Origin of the sequence: Catellatospora chokoriensis, assembly GCF_011297315.1 — a bacterium.
Taxonomy (GTDB): domain Bacteria; phylum Actinomycetota; class Actinomycetes; order Mycobacteriales; family Micromonosporaceae; genus Catellatospora; species Catellatospora citrea.
The window spans coordinates 92,805-111,448 of the sequence record NZ_JAAOTI010000021.1 but is presented as its reverse complement, the minus strand read 5'-3'; the positions used below and the strand labels follow the sequence as shown (position 1 = coordinate 111,448).

Below are 18,644 nucleotides of genomic sequence, written 5' to 3'. Positions count from 1 at the left end.
TCACGACAAGGCCCCTGTCCTGGCGGAGCTGACCAGGTCGATCAGCTGTCCAGGTGTGCTCACCGCCAGTACCGCGTCGTCAGGCAGCCGGATGCTGAGGTCACGCTGCAGCCGAGCGGTGGTCTCCAACAGCGCCAGGGAGTCATACCCCAGGTCGGCGAAGTTGGTGTCGGCGATGTCCCCGTCCAGGTCCACTCTCTCGTCCGCCCCTGCGACATCGCGCAGGATGCGCCGCACGTCCTCGATGGTGAATTCGTTCATGACGCGCTCCCTTCCGTTTCGGCATCGGCATACTCATGACGCCCACTCGCTTCGCTCGCCGGCGTCATTGCCGCAAATGATCATGATTCGCTCGCTGCGCTCGCTCACCGGGAGGCGAGCGGGGCGTGCTCGTCGACCGCGTCGTACAGGTCGTGCTCCGGGACGGCCAGCCCGGCCAGCTTCACGACCTGCTCCCGGAAACCGGGGGTCTGCACGGCCTTGGCGTGCGCCGCCGCGTCGGCCCACTGCACGGTCTCGATGAAGACCTCGGGCTGGCGGCGCGAGCGGTAGAGCTGGCGGCCGATGAAGCCGGGCTGCCCGCCCATGTACGCCGAGATCTCGTCGAGCACCTGCTCGAACCGGGCGACGTCGCCGCTGACAGTGATCTTGTTGATGAACGTGACCATGTGGTCGCTCCTTCGGGTGTGGGCGGCGCCATGCCGCTCGTGTACGTGGGTGCGCACGTCCCGGCGGCGGGCTTTGCCGTTGGGCGAGCGCGGGATCTCCCGCACCAGCTCGATGCCGTGCAGGTGCTGGTATTCGGGCAGGCCCGCGTTGACGAACGCGACGACCTCGTCCGGGCCGACCTGCTCGTCATCGGTGACGACCAGGGCGTACGCGACAGCGCCGCGGTACTCGTGCGGCATGTCGACGACCATGCAGTCGGTCACCGCCGGATGGCGCATGATCACCCGTTCCAGCTCCACGGGTGAGACCAGCCAGTTGTCGCACTTGAAGACGTCCTTGAGCCGGTCGACCAGGAACAGCGTCCCGTCGTCGTCGAGCCGGCCCACGTCGCCGGTGTCGAACCAGCCCTCGGCGTCGAACGGGCGCCGCACCCCGTCCGGGGTCAGGTAACCCGCCATCAGCTGCGGCCCGCGCAGCTGCACCTCGCCGGGTGTGCCGGCGGGCAGCGGCTGCCGGGTGTCCAGGTCGACGACCCGGCACTCGGTGCCGGCGACCGGCCGGCCGACCGAACCCGCCGACGGCCGGTCGATCCGGTCGCAGTGGGTCAGCGGCGCGGTCTCGGCCAGGCCGTACCCCTGGATCACCGGGACGCCCAGCCCGGCGCAGAGCCGGGCCGCGGCGGCCGGGGCCAGCGCGGACCCTCCGGAGAGGATCGCCCGCACCCCCGGCATGCGCCAGGTGGGCAGCCGCGGGTCGGCGGCCATCCGGGCCAGCCGCACCGGCAGGCTGTAGAAGTGCGTCGCGCCGGTGCGGGCCGCCGTCGCGACGGCCTGCGTCGGGTCGGCGTCCGGGCACAGCACCTGGGTCGTCCCGGCGCTGACCGCCGAGTTCAGGTGCATCGGGTGGTAGGTCGGCAGGTGGTTGAGCGTGACCGTGTCCGGCCCGAGCCCGTGCACCCCCGCCACCTGGGCCGCGTTGTAGACCAGGTTGCGATGGGTGAGCAGGACCGCCTTGGGCCGCCCGGTGGTGCCGCTGGTGAACTGGATGACCGCCACCGCGTCCGGGTCGTCGACGGGCGAGTCGAACCGGGCCGCGCTCCCCGCCGGCGCCCCCGCGGCCGGCACGCAGTGCTCACCCGGACGGTCCAGGTAGAACACGTGCGCCAGGCGCGGCAGGTCGAGCCGGATGCGCTGCAGCTTCTCGGCCATGTCGGCGACGCCGACGAGCACCTGCACCCCGGCCGATTCCAGCGCGTACGCCAGCTCCTCCTCCCCCTGCAGCGGGTTGATCACGGCGCACACGTGGCCCGCCCGCACCGTGCCGTAGTAGGCGACGGCGAAGGCCGGGTGCAGCGCGGCGGCGACGCCGACAACGGCGCCCGGCAGGCCCGGCCGCGATGGCGCCGTGTCCCGCGGGAGCAGCCCGGTGAGCTTGGCGGCGAAGCCGTCGGCGGCTGCGTCGAGCTCCGCGAACGTCATCGCGCGGGACCCGGTCTGCACCGCGGTCCGGTGCGGCGCGCTCACCGCCGCCCGGCGCAGCAGGCCGTCAAGGGTGCCGCCGGAGCGGGCCAGCGTGTCGGCCAGTGCCCGCTCGGCGGCGACGGCGTCGGCGTCGGTGCTACTGGGCACGGGCCGGCTCCTCGGCGTACGCCTGCGCGTGGCGCAGCGTCTGCAGCGAGTTGGTGCTGAGCACCCGGCGCAGGTAGCGGCGGGCGTCGGCGACCGTGGTGTCGTCGCCGAGCAGGTTCAGCGCCGACGGCTTGATGGTGGCCGTGTGCCGGGCATGCACGGTGACGCCCTCGGGCGTCTCCACGAAGTGCCAGTGCCCGGTGTGCGCGTCGAGCAGCTTCGGCAGGCCGATCTGCTTGTAGATGATTTTGTGGGGCAGGCAGACGCGCACCGAGCGGGTGGTGTGCGCGCGGCCCTCCGGGGTGACCGTGTCCATGTCGAAGAACTGCACGCCGGGCTGGTCCTCCGTCATCGACAGTGCGGTGACGTGCGGGACCCGCTCGGGCCACTTGTCGGCCGCGTACAGGAACTCGTAGACCTGCTGCGGCTGCCCGGCGATGAACAGCGGGTCCTCGAAGGAGATGACCAGCTGCTCCAGCTCGTCCCAGCGCTCGGCCAGACCCTTGACCCGGGACACGATCTCCTCGGCGCCTTCGAGCTGCGCCGCGGCGGCGTCCGCGCCCGCGTCGCCCGGCACGGCGGTCACGGTCACCGTCAGTTCGGCCTCGCAGGCCTGCTCGCCCTGCGGCGCGAACGCCCACTCGGTGCGCACCGACACCAGCGGCGCGGCGCAGTCCCGCTGCTCGGTGACGACCCGCAGCCCGGCCCTGTCGACCGTGCGAGTGGTGCTCCACTGGCGTACGGCGTCGCCGTCCAGCGCCCACCAGCGCACGTTCGCGCCGTCGGCGTCCGGCTCGGCGTGCACGCCGTCCGGGAAGAACTGCGGCCAGTGCCGCAGGTCGTTGATGATCTCGAAGGCGACCGCGGCCGGCGCGGCGATCTCCGCGCGCTGGGTCTCGGTGTACACCTTGTTCTTGGACATCGGCGCTCCTCTACGGGCCGGGATGGGGATTTCGGCCGCACGCGGTCATCCGCGGCGAACCGGTCTGCCATGAACCGTCGCAGCCGGCCACTTGAGGACCGGTGGAAACCGACTTGAATGCGCAGGTCAAGCCACCACGCCGCGATCACGGCGGCCGGATGAACCGGCGCACCGGCCGCTTCAGAAAGATCGTCACCAGTTCCGCCGAATGGGACAGATCGCCCCTCGCGAGCACTAATAGTGGTGGAGGCGGCTTTCGCACATCGCGAGCGCGACGAGCCATTCGGGGGTGGACATGCAATGTCGAGTACTCGGCCCGCTGGACGTACGCAGCAGCGGGGTGTCGGGTGATCTGACCGCGCCCAAACCGCGCAAGGTGCTGGCGCTGCTGCTGATCCACGCCGACCGGGTGGTGCCGATCGACCTGCTCACCACCGAGCTGTGGGACGACGAGCCGCCCGCGAGCGCGCTGACCACGCTGCAGACCTACATCCTGCAGATCCGGCGCATGCTGGCCCGCACCTGCGGCATGGACCCGGCCACGGTGGCCCGCGAGCTGCTGGTCACCCACGCCGACGGCTACCAGCTGCACCTGGACGGTGCCTCGCTGGATCTGCACGAGTACCAGCGGCTGGCCGACCAGGGCCGCCTCGCCCAGCTCTGCGGCGACCGGGTGCACGCCTCGCGGCTGCTCGGCGCGGCGCTGGACGTGTGGCGTGGCTCGGCGCTGGTCGACGTGCGGCTCGGCCCGGTGCTGCGGGTCGAGGCGCAGCGCCTGGAGGAGGCGCGGCTGGCCACCTGGAAGCAGCGCATCGACGCCGATCTGGAGCTCGGCCGCCACCGCGAGATCCTGGGCGAGCTGGGCTGCCTGGCCGCCCGTCACCCGCTGCACGAGGACCTGCAGGCCCAATTCATGATCGCGCTGTACCGCGCGGGCCGGCGCACCGACGCCCTGGACGCCTTCCGCCGCCTGCGCGAGGTGCTCATCGGCGAACTGGGCCTGGAGCCCTCCCGGCGGATCCAGCGCGTGCAGCACGCCATCCTCACCGCCGACCCGGTGCTGGACACCGCGTCCGCCCTGGACACCGCTTGGACCTGGGAGGCCGGGGCGTCCGCCGGCAATGAGCTGGTCGCCGCGGGGCGCGGCCTGTCCTGACCGCGGCCGCCGGCGTCTCGGCTCGCCGGCGGACATGTTCACTGCGGTGCGTGCTCGTCTTCGGACGCGAAGGCGTCCCGAAACGGGCACGCACCGGTCGTGTACCCCTGTCCTCCGCGGTCGGCCGAGCCGCGGCGAAGTTTCTCAAGCGGGCCTCAAGCGGGCAGGGAGGACGCTCGACGAAGGTCCACCGACCCCGCAGGAGGCGTCCATGCATCGACGTGTCGTGATCACCGGATTGGGCGTGGTGGCGCCGGGCGGCATCGGCGCCAAGGCGTTCTGGGAGCTGCTGACCTCAGGACGCACCGCGACCCGCACCATCAGCTTCTTCGACCCCACGCCGTTCCGCTCCCAGGTCGCCGCCGAGTGCGACTTCGACCCGGCCGCACACGGCCTCACTCCCGCGCAGACGATCCGGATGGACCGCGCGGCGCAGTTCGCCGTCGTCGCCGCCGCGGAGGCCGTCTCCGACGCCGGCCTGGAACTCGCCGAACTGGACCCGTACCGGGTCGGCACGGTGGTGGGCAGCGCGGTCGGCGCGACCATGAGCCTGGAGCGCGAGTACGTCATCGCCTCCGAGCACGGCCGGCGCTGGCTGGTCGACAACGCACACACCTCGCCGCACCTGTACGACTACTACGTGCCCGGCTCGTTCGCGGCCGAGGTGGCCTGGTCCATCGGCGCGGAGGGCCCGGCCGCGGTGGTCTCCACCGGCTGCACGTCCGGGTTGGACGCGGTGGCGTACGCGGCCGAGCTGATCCGCGAGGGCAGCGCCGACGTGGTGGTCGGCGGAGCCAGTGACGCGCCCATCTCCCCGATCACGGTGGCCTGCTTCGACGCCATCAAGGCGACCACGCCGCGCAACGACGATCCCGCGCACGCCTCCCGGCCGTTCGACAACAGCCGCAACGGTTTCGTGCTCGGCGAGGGCTCGGCCATGTTCGTGCTGGAGGACCTCGAACGGGCCCGGCGCCGCGGCGCACCGGTGTACGCCGAGATCGTCGGCTTCGCCTCGCGCTGCAACGCCTTCCACATGACCGGGCTGCGCCCCGACGGCCGCGAGATGGCCGAGGCGATCCGCAACGCCCTGGACACGGCCAGGATGGACCCGACCGCGATCGGCTACGTCAACGCGCACGGCTCGGGCACCAAGCAGAACGACCGGCATGAGACAGCCGCGGTGAAGCTGGCGCTGCGCGAGCACGCGTACGCCACCCCGATGAGCTCGATCAAGTCGATGGTCGGGCACTCGCTCGGCGCGATCGGCGCGATCGAGGTGGCTGCCTGCGCGCTGGCCATCACCAACGGCGTGGTGCCGCCCACGGCCAACCTGCACGAGCCCGATCCCGAGTGCGACCTCGACTACGTCCCGCTGGAGGCCCGCGACCGGCGGCTCGACGCGGTGCTGTCGGTCGGCAGCGGGTTCGGCGGCTTCCAGAGCGCGATGCTGCTGGCCCGCCCGGAAGGAGACGCCCGATGAGCGAGCGCAGCGCGCAGAACGCCGACGCACCGGTGGTCACCGGCCTGGGCGTGGTCGCCGCGACCGGACTGGACGCCGAGACGTACTGGAAGGCCACCCTGGACGGGCGCGGCGGCATCGGCCGCATCGCCCGGTTCGACCCGGCGCAGTACCCGTCCCGGCTGGCCGGGGAGATCCGCGACTTCGATCCCGCCGCCCACCTGCCCGACCGGCTGCTGGCGCAGACCGACCACGTCACCCGCTTCTCGCTGACCGCCGCCGCGCAGGCCCTGACGGACGCGGCCGTCGACCCGGCGGTGCTGGGTGAGTACGACATGAGCGTGGTGACCGCGAGCTCGGCGGGCGGCTTCGAGTTCGGGCAGAAGGAGCTGGAGAAGCTGTGGTCCAAGGGTGGTGACCACGTCAGCGCGTACCAGTCGTTCGCCTGGTTCTACGCGGTCAACACCGGGCAGATCTCCATCCGGCACGGCATGCGCGGCCCCAGCGGGGTGCTGGTCACCGACCAGGCCGGCGGGCTCGACGCGATCGGCCAGGCGCGCCGCCACCTGCGCGCGGGCACGGCGCTGGCGATCACCGGCGGCGTCGACGGCTCGCTGTGCCCGTGGGGCTGGATCGGCCAGCTCGCGACCGGCCACATCAGCGAGTCCGACGACCCGGCGCGCGCCTACCTGCCGTTCGACCGGGACGCGAACGGGTTCGTGCCGGGCGAGGGCGGGGCGATCCTCGTCGTCGAGCAGCGCGAGGCCGCCCGGCGCCGGGCCGCGCCCCGGGTGTACGGCGAGATCAGCGGCTACGCCGCCACCTTCGACCCGGCCCCCGACCGCGACCGCCCACCGGGCCTGCGCCGCGCGATCGAGCTGGCGCTGGCCGACGCGGGCTGCCCGGCGGCGGAGATCGACGTCGTCTTCGCCGACGCGGCCGGCGTGCCCGAACTGGACCTCGCCGAGGCCACGGCACTGAACGGGGTGTTCGGTCCGGGCCGGGTGCCCGTGACCGCGCCCAAGACGATGACCGGGCGGCTCGCGGCCGGGGCCGGCGGGCTCGACGTCGCCACCGCGCTGCTGTCCCTGCGCGACCAGGTCATCCCGCCGACCGTCAACGTCGGCACGCTCGCCGACGGCTGCCGGGACCTGGACCTGGTCCTCGACGCCGCCCGCCCCGCGCCGCTGCGCCGCGCGCTGGTCCTGGCCCGCGGCATCGGCGGCTTCAACGCCGCCGTGGTGGTCACCGCGCCCTAGCCGGAAGAAGATCGCCGTTTGGCGCCAGAACCCGAGGTCAGACCAGAGGTTCCGGCACCAGACGGCGATCTTCGTGGGTACGGGACGGCCGGTGCGCCTGTTTGCCGAGGTGGTGGTGGGCGGTTACGTTGGCGAGGTTCCTGGCATTTTGGACAAAACGTGCCTATGCGCCGCTCGCCAGGTTCTCCGACATCGGCGACCGAAGGGTGCAGCGATGCCTTCCCGACGACAACTTCTGAGCACCGGACTGCTGTCCGGCGCGGCGGTCTTCCTACCTTCCCCGGCGGGCGCGGCCCGGCCCGCGGCCGCCGCGGCCGCCGCGGGCCGGCTCGACGCCTCGAAGATTCACAAGTACAAGACCCGGCTGCCGGTCCCGGCCGCGATGCCCGCGGTCTCCACCAGCGGCAACGCCGACCGGTACGCCGTCGAGGTGCGCCAGTTCCGCCAGCAGATCCTGCCGCCCGGCATGCCGCAGACGCAGGTCTGGGGATACGGCTCCGCGGCCCACCCGAAGACGTTCGGCTACCCGGCCCGCACCATCGAGGCCACCGTCGACCGCCCGGTCGAGGTCACCTGGATCAACGGCCTGGTCGACGCCAGGGGCCGGGCCCGGCCGCACCTGCTGCCGGTGGACCCGACCCTGCACTGGGCCAACCCGGCGGGCGGCGCCGGGCACCAGGACATGCCCGCCCACTTCGGCGGCACGCCCGCGCGCTACACCGGCCCGGTGCCGATCGTGACGCACGTGCACGGCGCGCACGCCGCCGAGGAGGCCGACGGCTACCCGACGGCCTGGTACCTGCCCGACGCCCCGCTGCCGCGCGGCTTCGCCGCCACCGGCTCGGACTTCGCCGCGATGCGGGAGAAGGCGGAGAGCTACGGTCCGCGCTGGCAGCCCGGCCAGGCCGTGTTCCGCTACGACAACGACCAGGCCCCGGGCACGCTGTGGTATCACGACCACGCGCTCGGCATCACCCGGCTCAACGTGTACGCGGGCCCGGTCGGCTTCTACCTGATCCGCGGCGGCGAGCAGGACCTGCCGGCGGGCACGCTGCCCGGCCCCGCGCCGGGCCCCGACGACCCGGAGAACACCCGGTACTACGAGATCCCGCTGGTCATCCAGGACCGCTCGTTCCACACCGACGGCTCGCTGTACTACCCGGACAGCCGCAGCCAGTTCCACGACGCGTTCGCCGGTCCGTACGTGCCGGCCAGCGACATCGCCCCGATCTGGAACCCGGCGTACCTGGCCGACACCATGGTGGTGAACGGCCGCACCTGGCCGCAGCTGGCCGTCGAGCCGCGCCGCTACCGGTTCCGGCTGCTCAACGGCAGCAACTCCCGCTCGCTGATCCTGAAGATCGCGGCCAGCGCGACCACGCCGCGCCCGGCCGCCGCGGTGACGTCGTTCTGGCAGATCGGCTCGGACGGCGGCTGGCTGCGCGAGCCGGTGCGGCTGGAGCAGCTGCTGCTCGGGCCCGGCGAGCGGGCGGACGTGATCGTCGACCTCACCGGGCTGGCCGAGGGCACCGAACTGTTCCTCATCAACGAGGCCCCGGACGTGCCGTACGCCGCGGGCGTGCTCGGCACCGACTACCAGCCGGCGAACCTCGCCACCACGGGCCAGGTGATGAAGCTGCTGGTCATCCCGTTGCGCGGCCAGGACACCAGCGTGCCGCCCGAGCACCTGACCCTGCCCGCCGCACCGAAGCTGGCCGACTCGGCGGCGGCCTGGCGGGTGCTGCTCGACGACCTGCCGTCGGCGATGCTGACCGGGGTGAACCACCGCGTCGCGACGCTCGGCACGGTCGCGCCGGACCGCACCCAGACCCCGCTGCGCTGGCACGACGCCCCGACCGAGAAACCGGTGCTGGGCCGCAGCGAGACCTGGGAGATCCTCAACTTCACCGACCACTCGCACACGGTGCACCTGCACCAGGTGCAGTTCGAGGTGGTCAGCCGGCAGCCCTTCGGCATCCCGCCCAAGCCCCGCCCCGCGGAGGCCTGGGAGTCCGGCCGCAAGGACACCGTGCTCACCCACTCCGGCGAGGTGACCCGGGTCAAGGCCGTCTTCGACCGGCCCGGCCGCTTCGTCTGGCACTGCCACATGCTCGAACACGAGGACAACGAGATGATGCGCCCCATCCTCGTCGCGTAGGTGGAAAGGAAGGGCACCTTCACATCGCTCCGCGATGTAGAAGGTGCCCTTCCTTTCGCGCCAGGGGCGCTGAGCTGCGGCGTCAGAGTGGCGTCTTCGTCACCTTGCCGACGTGGTCGACGTACCAGCGCTCGCTGGTCAGCGGCACCCCGCGCAGCCGGTCGGCGAGCCAGTCCGCGGCCAGCGTCGGCGCGAACGGGCCCAGGTTCGCCGCGGGCACGCCGCCGATCGAGTGCCGCGAGTCCTGGTACACCACCAGCTGCTTCGGCCCGCCGACGTGCGCCAGCAGCGCCTCGGTGCACTCCAGCGGGCTCAGCTCGTCGCGGTCGCCGGCCAGCACCAGGTACGGCATGGACAGCTGCTCGGCGTGGCCCTCCCAGGTCAGCGTCCGGGCGAAGTCGTCGAACGCGTCCTCGTCGGTGTGCCCCGACATGTACATGAACCGCATCTTGTAGGTCGGCCAGGCCTGCTCGAACGCCGCCGTCCAGCCCGGCTGGTGGCAGGTGTTCATCACCGCGCAGGCCTTCAGCCGGGGCTCGTGCGCGGCGGCGATGGTCCCGGCGAACGAGCCGAAGCTGATGCCGCTGAGCACGATCCGCTGCGCGTCGACCTCCTCGCGTCGGGACAGCCAGTCCACGCACGCGGTGCCGGTCCGCGCCCAGGCGGGCACGGTGGTGTGGATGCCCATCATGGCGGCCTCGTACTGCCCCGGCCCCTCGATCGCCAGCACCGCGAAGCCCCGGGCCAGGAAGCGGTCGCCGTGCAGCGCGACGGTGGCCTCTTTGAAGCTGTCCATGCCGGGCACCGCGATCACGGTCGGCACGCGCCCCCCGTGGTAGCCGGGCGGCAGGTGGAACCAGGCCGGCAGCGACCCGCCCGCGAACGGGATGGTGACCGCCTCGATGCGGTGGTCGGCCAGCTCGGCGTAGTGCGCGTAGCAGGCCCGCTTGCGCCGGTGGTAGAAGCGGTTGACCTCGTCGTCGGTGTGGATGGGCCACTGCGCCGCACCCCAGTGCACCGCCGCCATGAAGTAGTTGTCCCGCGCGGTGACCTGGTGGCCGTCCGCGGCGGCCGCCTCGGCACGGGCCTCCCGGCGCCGGGCCACCGCCTCGAAGGTGGGGGCGAAGTCGGCGTACCGGCGCACCCGGGCGCGCACGGTGGCGAAGTCGGCCCCGGCCTCCACGCCGCAGGCGGCGTTCCAGTAGATGGAGCGGGGCTGGTCGAAGTCCACTCCCGTCTCGGCGATCGCCGCCTCCAGCCGGTCGCGTTCGACGAGCCAGCGCCGGGTGCTCCGGACGGGCCGCTCGGGTCCCGGTGGCGCGGCGGCCGGCCGGGTGTCCGTACGTGATGTGACCTGGTCCATGACCATCTCCTTCGTCGCGCGACACCGTCGCCGGCCGGCGCGCAGCACGCCGGCACACCGTCCCGATGGCGCGCAGCGGCGCCGCAGGGCTGCCCGACGGTGTCCGCCGCGAAGCCAGGCGGCACCGTCCCCGTAAGCACCCTGGCACACCGCCGAGCTCCGTGAGACCGAATCAGTCCAGGTCAGACGTTCACCCGAGGGCGGGAGGCGGCACGCAGGCGGTCGTGCACCACCGCGGCCGCCACGACGACGGCGAGCCAGCACGCGCCCAGGGCGTAGCCGGCCAGCACGTCGGTGAGCCAGTGCACGCCGAGATACATCCGCGAGAAGCCGACCAGCAGCACCACCGTCGTGGCCGCCAGCCAGACCAGCGGCTTCGCCGCACGCCCGACGCGGACGCTGACCAGCAGGGCCAGCACCCCGTACGCCGCCGCGGCCTGCGCGCTGTGGCCGGACGGAAACGCGTACCCGGTCGCGGTGGTCAGCACCTCGCCGACGACGGGCCGCGGCCGCACCGTGAGCAGCTTGCCGACGGTGACCAGCAGCGCGCTGCCCATGGAGACGGCCAGCACCAGCGCCACGGTGCGCCGCCGGTCGCGCCACACCGGCAGCAGCAGCGCCGCCAGCACCAGCAGCGGCACCGTCACCCAGCCGCTGCCCAGCCAGGTCACGGCCTGCATGAACGGGGTCAGCCAGGGCGTGCGGTGATCCGCCAGCCAACTCGCGACCGGCGGATCACTCCTGCTCAGCTCCTCCTGCGCGACCACGTCGTCGGTGATGCCAGCGAGCACCCACACCCCGACGAGCGTCGCTCCCGCGCCGAAGGCCAGCCACCCCCGCAACGCGCGATCAGGCAACGCGCAACCTCACCCTGATCATGCGGACGCGAGCGGCCGCCGCGGGGCCTGCCCGCACCCCGCCGCGGGAGGCCGCACGAGCCGTCGCCGCGCCTGGTGACGGTCCGCCGGGGTGCGCGGCCCCGCGGTCCATCGCCAGGTTCGGCGACAGCCCGGTCTGCGGGCCGGTGCCCGGCTGCGGGTCGGTCGCACCGTGCCGGGGACCGGACGGCGAGGTCGGCGGGGTCGGGCCCGCGTCGAGCGTGTCGTCGCGGCGGCCCCGGCCGAACCTCAGGTACAGCGCGGGCAGCACGAACAGGTTCAGCAGGGTCGAGGTGACCAGGCCGCCGAGGATCACCACGGCCATCGGGTACTCGATCTCGTGACCCGGCAGGTTGCCCAGCACCACCAGCGGCACCAGGGCCAGCGCGGTGGCCAGCGTCGTCATCAGGATCGGCGACAGCCGCTCGCGCGCGCCGCGCAGCACCAGCTCCAGCCCGAACGTCTCGCCCTCCTCGCGTTCCAGGTGCTGGAAGTGGTTGATCATCAGGATGCCGTTGCGGGCGGCGATGCCGAGCACCGTGAAGAAGCCCACCAGCGAGCCGAGTGAGATCACCCGGCCGCTCAGGAACGCCGCCAGCACGCCGCCGACCAGGGCCGCGGGCAGGGTGAGGAAGGACAGCGCCGCCAGCCGCCAGCTGCCGTAGCACGCCTGCAGCAGGAAGAAGATGGCGACGGCGGCGATCACGGCGTACACCAACAGCCGCCGGTCGGCGGCCTGGCGCTCGGCGTACTCCCCCAGGATCTGGGCGTAGTGGCCGCGCGGGAAATCGACGGTCTGCATCTTCTCCTCAAGCTCGCCGACGACCGAACCCAGGTCGCGGCCCTTCACGTTCGCGTCGACATCGATCTTGCGCAGGGTGGCATCGTGCTCGATCTGGTTCGGCGTCGCCGCGATGCGCACGTCGGCCACCTCGCCCAGCGGCACCGTGCCGCCGGCGGGCACGTCGATCGGCAGCTGCCGGATCGCGGTGACGCTGGCCCGCGTCTCAGGCGTGCTCCAGACCTGCACGTCGTATGACTTGCCGTCGCGGAAGACGTCGCCGACCTCCTCGCCCGCCATCAGCGTGGCAGCCGCGCGGCGCACGTCACCGGGCTTGATGCCCAGCTGCTGCGCCTTGGCGAGATCGACCTCGATCTCGACCTGCGGCACCTGCTTCTGCAACGAGATGTGTTCGTCGACCACGCCGTCGATGCCGGACAACACGTTGAGCACCTTCTCGGCCTGCTCGCGCATGACCTGGAGGTCCTCGCCGTAGATTCGCACCACGATCGCGTCGCCGGACCCGGTGAGCACCTCGCGGATGCGCTCCTTGAGGTAGGTCTGCACGTCGCGGACCAGGCCCGGGTAGCTGTTCACGACCGCTTCGATCTTCTGGTGCGTCGCGTCGTAGTCGGCGTCCGGGTCGATGCTGATCCAGTTCTCGCCGAAGTTGACCCCGACCACCTCGTCGGCGATGAGCGCCTGTCCGATGTGCGCGCCGAAGTTGCGCACCCCCGGGATGGCCATGAGGTCCTTGCTGGCCTGCTCGGTGATGCGCACCTCTTCCGGATGCGACGCGCCGGGCTCGGTGACCCAGTGCATCAGGAAGTCGCGCTCCTTGAACGAGGGCAGCAGCGCCTGGCCCAGGCCGGGCAGCACCGCGAGGCCGGCCAGTGTCATGACCGCCACCAGGGCGTACGCTCGCACCGGCCGCGTGGTGATGCGGCTCAGCGCCGACTGGTAACCCCGCTGCAGCCAGCGCACCAGCGGCGACTCCCGCCGCTCCAGCGGCGCCCGGCGCAGCAGGATCAGCGCCAGGGCCGGGGTGACCGTCAGCGCGACCACCATGGACACCAGCACGGCCAGCATGTAGGCCAGGGCCAGTGGCCGGAAGAACGCGCCGGTCAGGCCCTCCAGGAAGAAGATCGGCACGGCCGACGCGATGATGATCAGCGTGGCGTAGACGATCGGGCCCCGGACCTCCAGCGATGCGTCGAGCACCAGCTTGGCGGTCGTGGGCACGGAGTCGTCGGCGCCGGCCCGCCGCGCCTGGCGCAGCCGTCTGACTATGTTCTCGATGTCGATGATGGCGTCGTCCACCACCACGCCGACGGCGATCACCAGCCCCGCCAGGATCATCGTGTTGATGCCGTACCCGAACGCGTGCAGCACGAGACCCGCGCCCACCAGCGACAGCGGGATGGCCACCACGCTGATCAGCGCGGTGCGCCACTCGAACAGGAACAGCGCCAGCACCAGCACCACCAGCAGGCAGCCCAGCAGCAGCGCCCGGCCCAGGTTGTGGATGGCGGTCTCCACGAAGGTGGCCGGCCGGAAGATGGTCGTGTCGACGGAGATGCCGGCCAGGCCCGGCGAGAGCTCCTTCATCGCCGCCTCGACGCCCTCGGTCACCTCCAGCGTGTTGCCCCAGGGCAGCTTCTCGACGATGAGCATGATGCCGGGCCCACCGTTGATCACCGCATCGCCGATCAGCGGCTGGTGGTCCTCCTTGACCGTGGCCACGTCCGCCAGCAGCACCTTCTTGCCGTCCCGCTCGGCCACCGGGACCTGCGCCAGATCCTGCGGCGTCACGATCGGCAGCACGTGCTGGATCGCCATGCGCTGGTTCGGGGTCTCCAGGAAGCCGCCGGTGCCGATCACCGCACCGTCGGAGTAGCGCAGCAGGCCCGCGTCGAGCGCGTCGGCGGTGACCTCCATGACCTCGTCCAGCGACACGTCGTGCGCCTTCATCCGGGCCGGATCGGCCTGCACCTGCATCATCTGCAGGCGCTCGCCCCAGATGGCCACGTTGGCCACCCCGGGCACGCGCAGCAGCCGGTTGCGGATGGTCCAGTAGGAGACCATCGACATCTCCATCACGGACCGGCTGTCCGAGGACAGCCCGATCTTCATGACCCGGCTGGTCGAGGACAGCGGCTGGAGCATGACCGGCGGGCTCGCCCAGGTGGGCAGCATCGCCGACGCCTCGTTGAGCCGCTCCGACACCAGCTGGCGCGCCTTGAGCAGGTCGGTGCCCGGCTTGAAGATGAGCACGATCGACGACAGCTGCGACACCGACTTGGACCGGATGTCGGCCAGCCCCTCCACCCCGTTGAGCGCCTGCTCCAGCGGCACCGTGACCAGCGCCTCGACCTCCGCGGCGGACAGTCCCAGGCTGGGTGTCTGCACCTCGACGCGCGGCGGGGCGAACTCCGGGAACACGTCCACCGGCATGTCGCGCAGCTGGCCGGCGCCGAAGAACATCATGCCGCAGGCGATCGCCACCACCAGCGCCCGGAACTTCAGGCTCGATCCGACGATCCACCGCATCATGGCCGCGCCGCCCCCGTCACTTGCCGATGCCGGTCTCGGCGCCGTACAGCTCCGCCGCGCCTACGGACACCACCTTGGCCCCGGCCGCCGGCCCCTGGGACAGCCTGACCTGGTCACCCTCGATCTTGGTGACGGTGATCGGTTCCCGCTGGTAGCTCAGCGGCGCCGTCTCGACGTAGGTCCATGTGCTGCCGTCCGGCTGGTAGATGAGCGCGGAGTACGGGATGGTCTTCACCCCCGCCGCCTCAGCCATCGGCACCGTGGTCAGGCCGAGCCGGCCCACTCCCTCCTCGGTGAGCGTGACCTTCTTGACCTTGCTGCCTTCGATCGCCTCCACCTTGGCCGGTTTGGCGGGTGTCGAGGTGCTCGTCGGCACCCCCCTGGCCGCGGCGACGCCCAGCGCGCCGACCACCAGCAGGCCGACCAGCAGGCCGCCGACCGTCCACCGGTCGAGCTTCTCGCCGAAGTGGTGTCTCATCGCCAGGTCACCCCAACCGTGGATCTGCGTGGAGCGCGAGGTCCTCGCGCTGCGAGCCGGCCCCGAAGCGCAGGTAGAGCGGGGGCACGGCGAAGAGGCTGAGCAGCACGGCCAGCACCAGGCCGCCCAGCACGACCAGCACGATCGGCCGCAGCAGTTCCATGCCGGCCCGGCCGCCGAGCAGCAGGAGCGGCAGCAGCAGGGCGAACGTGCACACCGCGGTGACCAGGATCGAGCCCGCCTGCTCCCGGGCCGCCCGGGTCACCAGGCCCGGACCGAACGGCTCCCCGCCCTGCCGCTCGAGGGCCTGCAGGTGGCCGACCATCTGGAGCACGAACCGGGCCGTGATCGCGGCCACGGCGACCAGCGCGACCAGCGTGGTGATCGCCGACAGCCCCGAGATCAGCCCGGCGACCAGCCCGCCGGCCATCGCCACCGGCAGCGCCAGGAACACCAGCGCGGTGAGCTTCCAGCTGCCGATCGCCGCCTGCATCAGCAGGAAGATCGCGATGAGCGCCGCGACGCCGACCAGCAGCAGCCGGTTCTGGTTCTCCTGCTGGTGCTCGTACGCGCCCAGCAGCTCCGCGTGGTGCTCCAGCGGGAACGGGATCGCGCCCAGCTTGGACTCGACGTCGCCGACCACGGCCCGGTAGTCGCGTCCCTTGATGCCCGCGCTCACGTCGACGTACCGGAACACCGAGTCGCGCTCGATGACGGTCGGGCTCGGCGCGATCGACACGTCGGCGACGTCGCCGAGGCGGATCTGCTGCCCCGACGGCGTGTTGATCCTGAGGTCCTGAATGCTGGACAGGCTGTTGCGCACCGCCGGCGCACCCCAGACGACCACCTCGAAGACCTTCTGGTCCTCGAAGAGGTTGCCGACCTGGATGCCGGACAGCATCGCCGCGGCCGCCCGGCGCACGTCACCGGGCTTGATATTCGCCTGCTGCGCCTTGGCCAGGTCCACCTTGACCCGCACCGTCGGCTCCTCCACCGGCAGGTCGGCGGTCGGGTTGACCACGCCGTCGACCGAGCCCAGCATCTGCTGCACCTCGGCCGCCTTGCTCCGCAGCACGTCGAGGTCCTGCCCGTACACCCGCACCACCACGGCTTCCTCGTCGCCGCCGAGCAGCTGGGTGATCCGCTCCTCGGGGTAGGTCACCACGTCGGTGTCCAGCCCCGGGTAGCTCTTCACCAGCGAGGCGATGGCGGCACGGGTCGCGCCGTAGTCGGCGGCCGGATCGATGTTGACCCACAGCTCGCCGGAGTTGACGTTCACCACCTGGTCGGACGTGATCGCCCGGCCCAGGTGCGCGCCGACGGCCCGTACGCCGGGCACCGCCTGCAGGTCCTTGCTCACCTTCTCGGTGATCCGGGTCATCTCGATGCCGGAGGTGCCGGGGGTGGTGTCCCAGTGCACCAGCAGGCTGCGCTCGCGCAGCGCCGGCATCAACGTCTGGGCCAGCGGCTGGGCCAGGGCCAGCACACCGCCCAGCGCGACGAGCCCGGCCAGCCCGTACGCGATGGCGGGCGTGCGCAGCACGGGCGACAGCGACTTCGGGTACCAGCCGCGCGCCGTCCGCAGCAGCGGCGAGGAGTGCCTTTCCAGGGCCGCGTTGCGCAGCAGCACCAGTGACATGGCCGGGATGAAGGTCAGCGCCACCACCGTCGAGGCCAGCACGACGGCGATGAAGCCGAGGGCCAGCGGCCGGAAGAACAGGCCGGTGAGCTCCGGCAGCAGCAGCACCGGTGCGGCCGCGACCAGGGCGATGACGGTGGCGTACGCCATCGGCTTGCGCACCTCGAGCGCCGCGTTGAAGACGGCCCGGCCGACCGGCTCCTCGCTGCCCGACAGCCGGCGTTCGCGCAGCCGGCCCGCGATGTGCCGGACGTCGCCGACCGCGTCGGCGATCGCGAACACCACCCCCAGCACGAGGCCGGCCAGCAGCATCAGGTTCACGCCGTACCCGGCGAAGCTCAGCACCACCCAGGCCAGCGCCACCGACACCACGACCGCCAGGAACGCGGTGAGCGTGGTGCGCCACTCCCAGAAGCACAGCGCCAGCACCAGTGCGAGCAGCAGCAGGCCGAGCAGCGCGACCAGGGCGGAGCTGTCCAGCGCCTGGTCGATGAAGGCGGCCGGCTGGTACACGTTCGTGTTCATGTCGATGCCGGTCAGGCCGGGCTTCATCGCGCTGAGCGCGGCCTGCACGTCCTTGGTCACCTGCATGGTGTTCGCGCCGGGCAGCTTCTCGATCACGAGCATCAGGCCGGGGCCGCTCTCCACGAGCGCGTCGCCGATGAGCGGCTGGTGGTCCTCGACCACCGTGGCCACGTCACCCAGGCGCAGGCGCTTGTCGCCCTCCTGGCTCTCGATGGTCACCTGGGACAGGTCCTGCGGGGTGCGGATGGGCAGGATGTGCTGGATGCTCAGGCGCTGGTTGGGCGTGTCGATGAAGCCGCCGGTGCCGGGGGTCGACGCCTCCAGGAAGGTGAGCGGGGAGACCCACAGCGCGTTGCCGGTGGTCGCGATGACCTGGTTGAGCGTCACGTCGTTCTGCTGCAGCTTCGCCGGGTCGACCTGCACCTGCAGCTGCCGCTCGCGGTTGCCCCACACCGCCACGTTGGCCACGCCCGGCACGCCGATCAGGCGCGGCTTGATGACCCAGCGGGCCAGCACCGACATCTCGGTGAGCGGGACGTCCTCAGAGGTCAGGCCGACCATCATGACGCGGTTGGTCGACGACAGCGGCTGCAGCATCACCGGCGGGCTGGACACGTTGGGCAGCGCACCGGCCTGCGTCAGCCGCTCCTGCACCATCTGGCGGGCCCGGTACACGTCGGTGCCGGGCTCGAAGATCAGTTCCACTGAGGAGAGTCCGGGCACCGACTCGGAGTTGATGTGGTCGAGCCAGGCGACGCCGTTGAGCAGGTCGGACTCCAGCGGCACGGTGATGAGCTGCTCGACCTCCTCCGCGGACAGGCCGAGCGCCTCGGTCTGCACCTCCACGCGGGGGGCGCTGAACTCGGGCAGCACGTCCACGGGCGCGCTCTTGAGCCTCACCGCGCCGAGGACCAGCAGCGCCGCCGCCAGCGGCAGGATCAGCAGGCGAAACTTGAGACTGGTGCCGACGATCCAGCGGATCATGGTCGTGGACCTCTCCTCCGGCGACCGGCGGAGCGGAAGGTACATCCGTCCGATGGGGTGCGAACGACAGTTCGCCCAACACGCATAAGCTGACCGTAAACCGCTTCTGCCCGATTTGAGAAGCACATTCGGATTTCAGAGTTATCCCAGTAAACGCACAGACTGAGAGCATTTAGACAGCTAATGTCCGGT

Annotated in this window: 12 protein-coding genes; 4 read left to right on the top strand and 8 right to left on the bottom strand. The window is 71.9% G+C overall.

The window, feature by feature from the left end; translation table 11 throughout:
* The 3 genes from HAV39_RS28115 to HAV39_RS28105 form a co-directional block, all read right to left on the bottom strand.
* Complete coding sequence (locus HAV39_RS28115; RefSeq protein ID WP_191842198.1) at positions 1-261, bottom strand: acyl carrier protein; 261 nt, start codon at positions 259-261, stop codon at positions 1-3.
* Between the two features lie 104 nt (positions 262-365).
* Positions 366-2,297 (bottom strand): AMP-binding protein, encoded by a 1,932-nt coding sequence (locus tag HAV39_RS28110; RefSeq protein WP_191842197.1) that lies wholly within the window; start codon positions 2,295-2,297, stop codon positions 366-368.
* The gene (locus tag HAV39_RS28105; protein ID WP_191842196.1) at positions 2,287-3,219 is read right to left on the bottom strand and encodes an SRPBCC family protein; all 933 of its coding nucleotides are present in this window, start codon (positions 3,217-3,219) and stop codon (positions 2,287-2,289) included. Before HAV39_RS28105 ends, HAV39_RS28110 begins: the two co-directional genes overlap by 11 nt.
* A gap of 295 nt (positions 3,220-3,514) precedes the next feature.
* Between HAV39_RS28105 and HAV39_RS28100 the strand changes: the two genes are divergently transcribed.
* The 4 genes from HAV39_RS28100 (at position 3,515) to HAV39_RS28085 (ending at position 9,251) form a co-directional block, all read left to right on the top strand.
* The gene (locus tag HAV39_RS28100; protein WP_191842195.1) at positions 3,515-4,375 is read left to right on the top strand and encodes an AfsR/SARP family transcriptional regulator; all 861 of its coding nucleotides are present in this window, start codon (positions 3,515-3,517) and stop codon (positions 4,373-4,375) included.
* Positions 4,376-4,586: 211 nt separating this feature from the next.
* Positions 4,587-5,855: a beta-ketoacyl-[acyl-carrier-protein] synthase family protein gene (locus HAV39_RS28095; RefSeq protein ID WP_191842194.1), complete on the top strand. Its 1,269-nt coding sequence runs from the start codon at positions 4,587-4,589 to the stop codon at positions 5,853-5,855.
* Complete coding sequence (locus HAV39_RS28090; RefSeq protein WP_191842193.1) at positions 5,852-7,093, top strand: ketosynthase chain-length factor; 1,242 nt, start codon at positions 5,852-5,854, stop codon at positions 7,091-7,093. Before HAV39_RS28095 ends, HAV39_RS28090 begins: the two co-directional genes overlap by 4 nt.
* A gap of 214 nt (positions 7,094-7,307) precedes the next feature.
* Entirely contained in the window at positions 7,308-9,251 is a 1,944-nt protein-coding gene (locus tag HAV39_RS28085; RefSeq protein ID WP_191842192.1) for a multicopper oxidase family protein, read from the top strand.
* A gap of 82 nt (positions 9,252-9,333) precedes the next feature.
* Here HAV39_RS28085 and HAV39_RS28080 read toward each other — a convergent pair whose 3' ends face one another.
* From HAV39_RS28080 to HAV39_RS28060, 5 genes are all read right to left on the bottom strand, one after another.
* Positions 9,334-10,614, bottom strand: a complete 1,281-nt coding sequence (locus tag HAV39_RS28080; RefSeq protein WP_191842191.1) for an alpha/beta hydrolase family protein — start codon at positions 10,612-10,614, stop codon at positions 9,334-9,336.
* Between the two features lie 182 nt (positions 10,615-10,796).
* On the bottom strand, positions 10,797-11,471 hold the full coding sequence (locus tag HAV39_RS28075; protein WP_191842190.1) for a phosphatase PAP2 family protein: 675 nt from the start codon (positions 11,469-11,471) through the stop codon (positions 10,797-10,799).
* The gene (locus HAV39_RS28070) at positions 11,464-14,826 is read right to left on the bottom strand and encodes an efflux RND transporter permease subunit (protein WP_191842189.1); all 3,363 of its coding nucleotides are present in this window, start codon (positions 14,824-14,826) and stop codon (positions 11,464-11,466) included. The genes HAV39_RS28075 and HAV39_RS28070 overlap by 8 nt, the downstream gene beginning before the upstream one ends.
* 16 nt (positions 14,827-14,842) lie before the next feature.
* The gene (locus tag HAV39_RS28065; protein WP_203736068.1) at positions 14,843-15,304 is read right to left on the bottom strand and encodes an efflux RND transporter periplasmic adaptor subunit; all 462 of its coding nucleotides are present in this window, start codon (positions 15,302-15,304) and stop codon (positions 14,843-14,845) included.
* 7 nt (positions 15,305-15,311) lie between these two features.
* Entirely contained in the window at positions 15,312-18,452 is a 3,141-nt protein-coding gene (locus tag HAV39_RS28060; protein WP_191842188.1) for an efflux RND transporter permease subunit, read from the bottom strand.
* Positions 18,453-18,644: the final 192 nt, after the last annotated feature.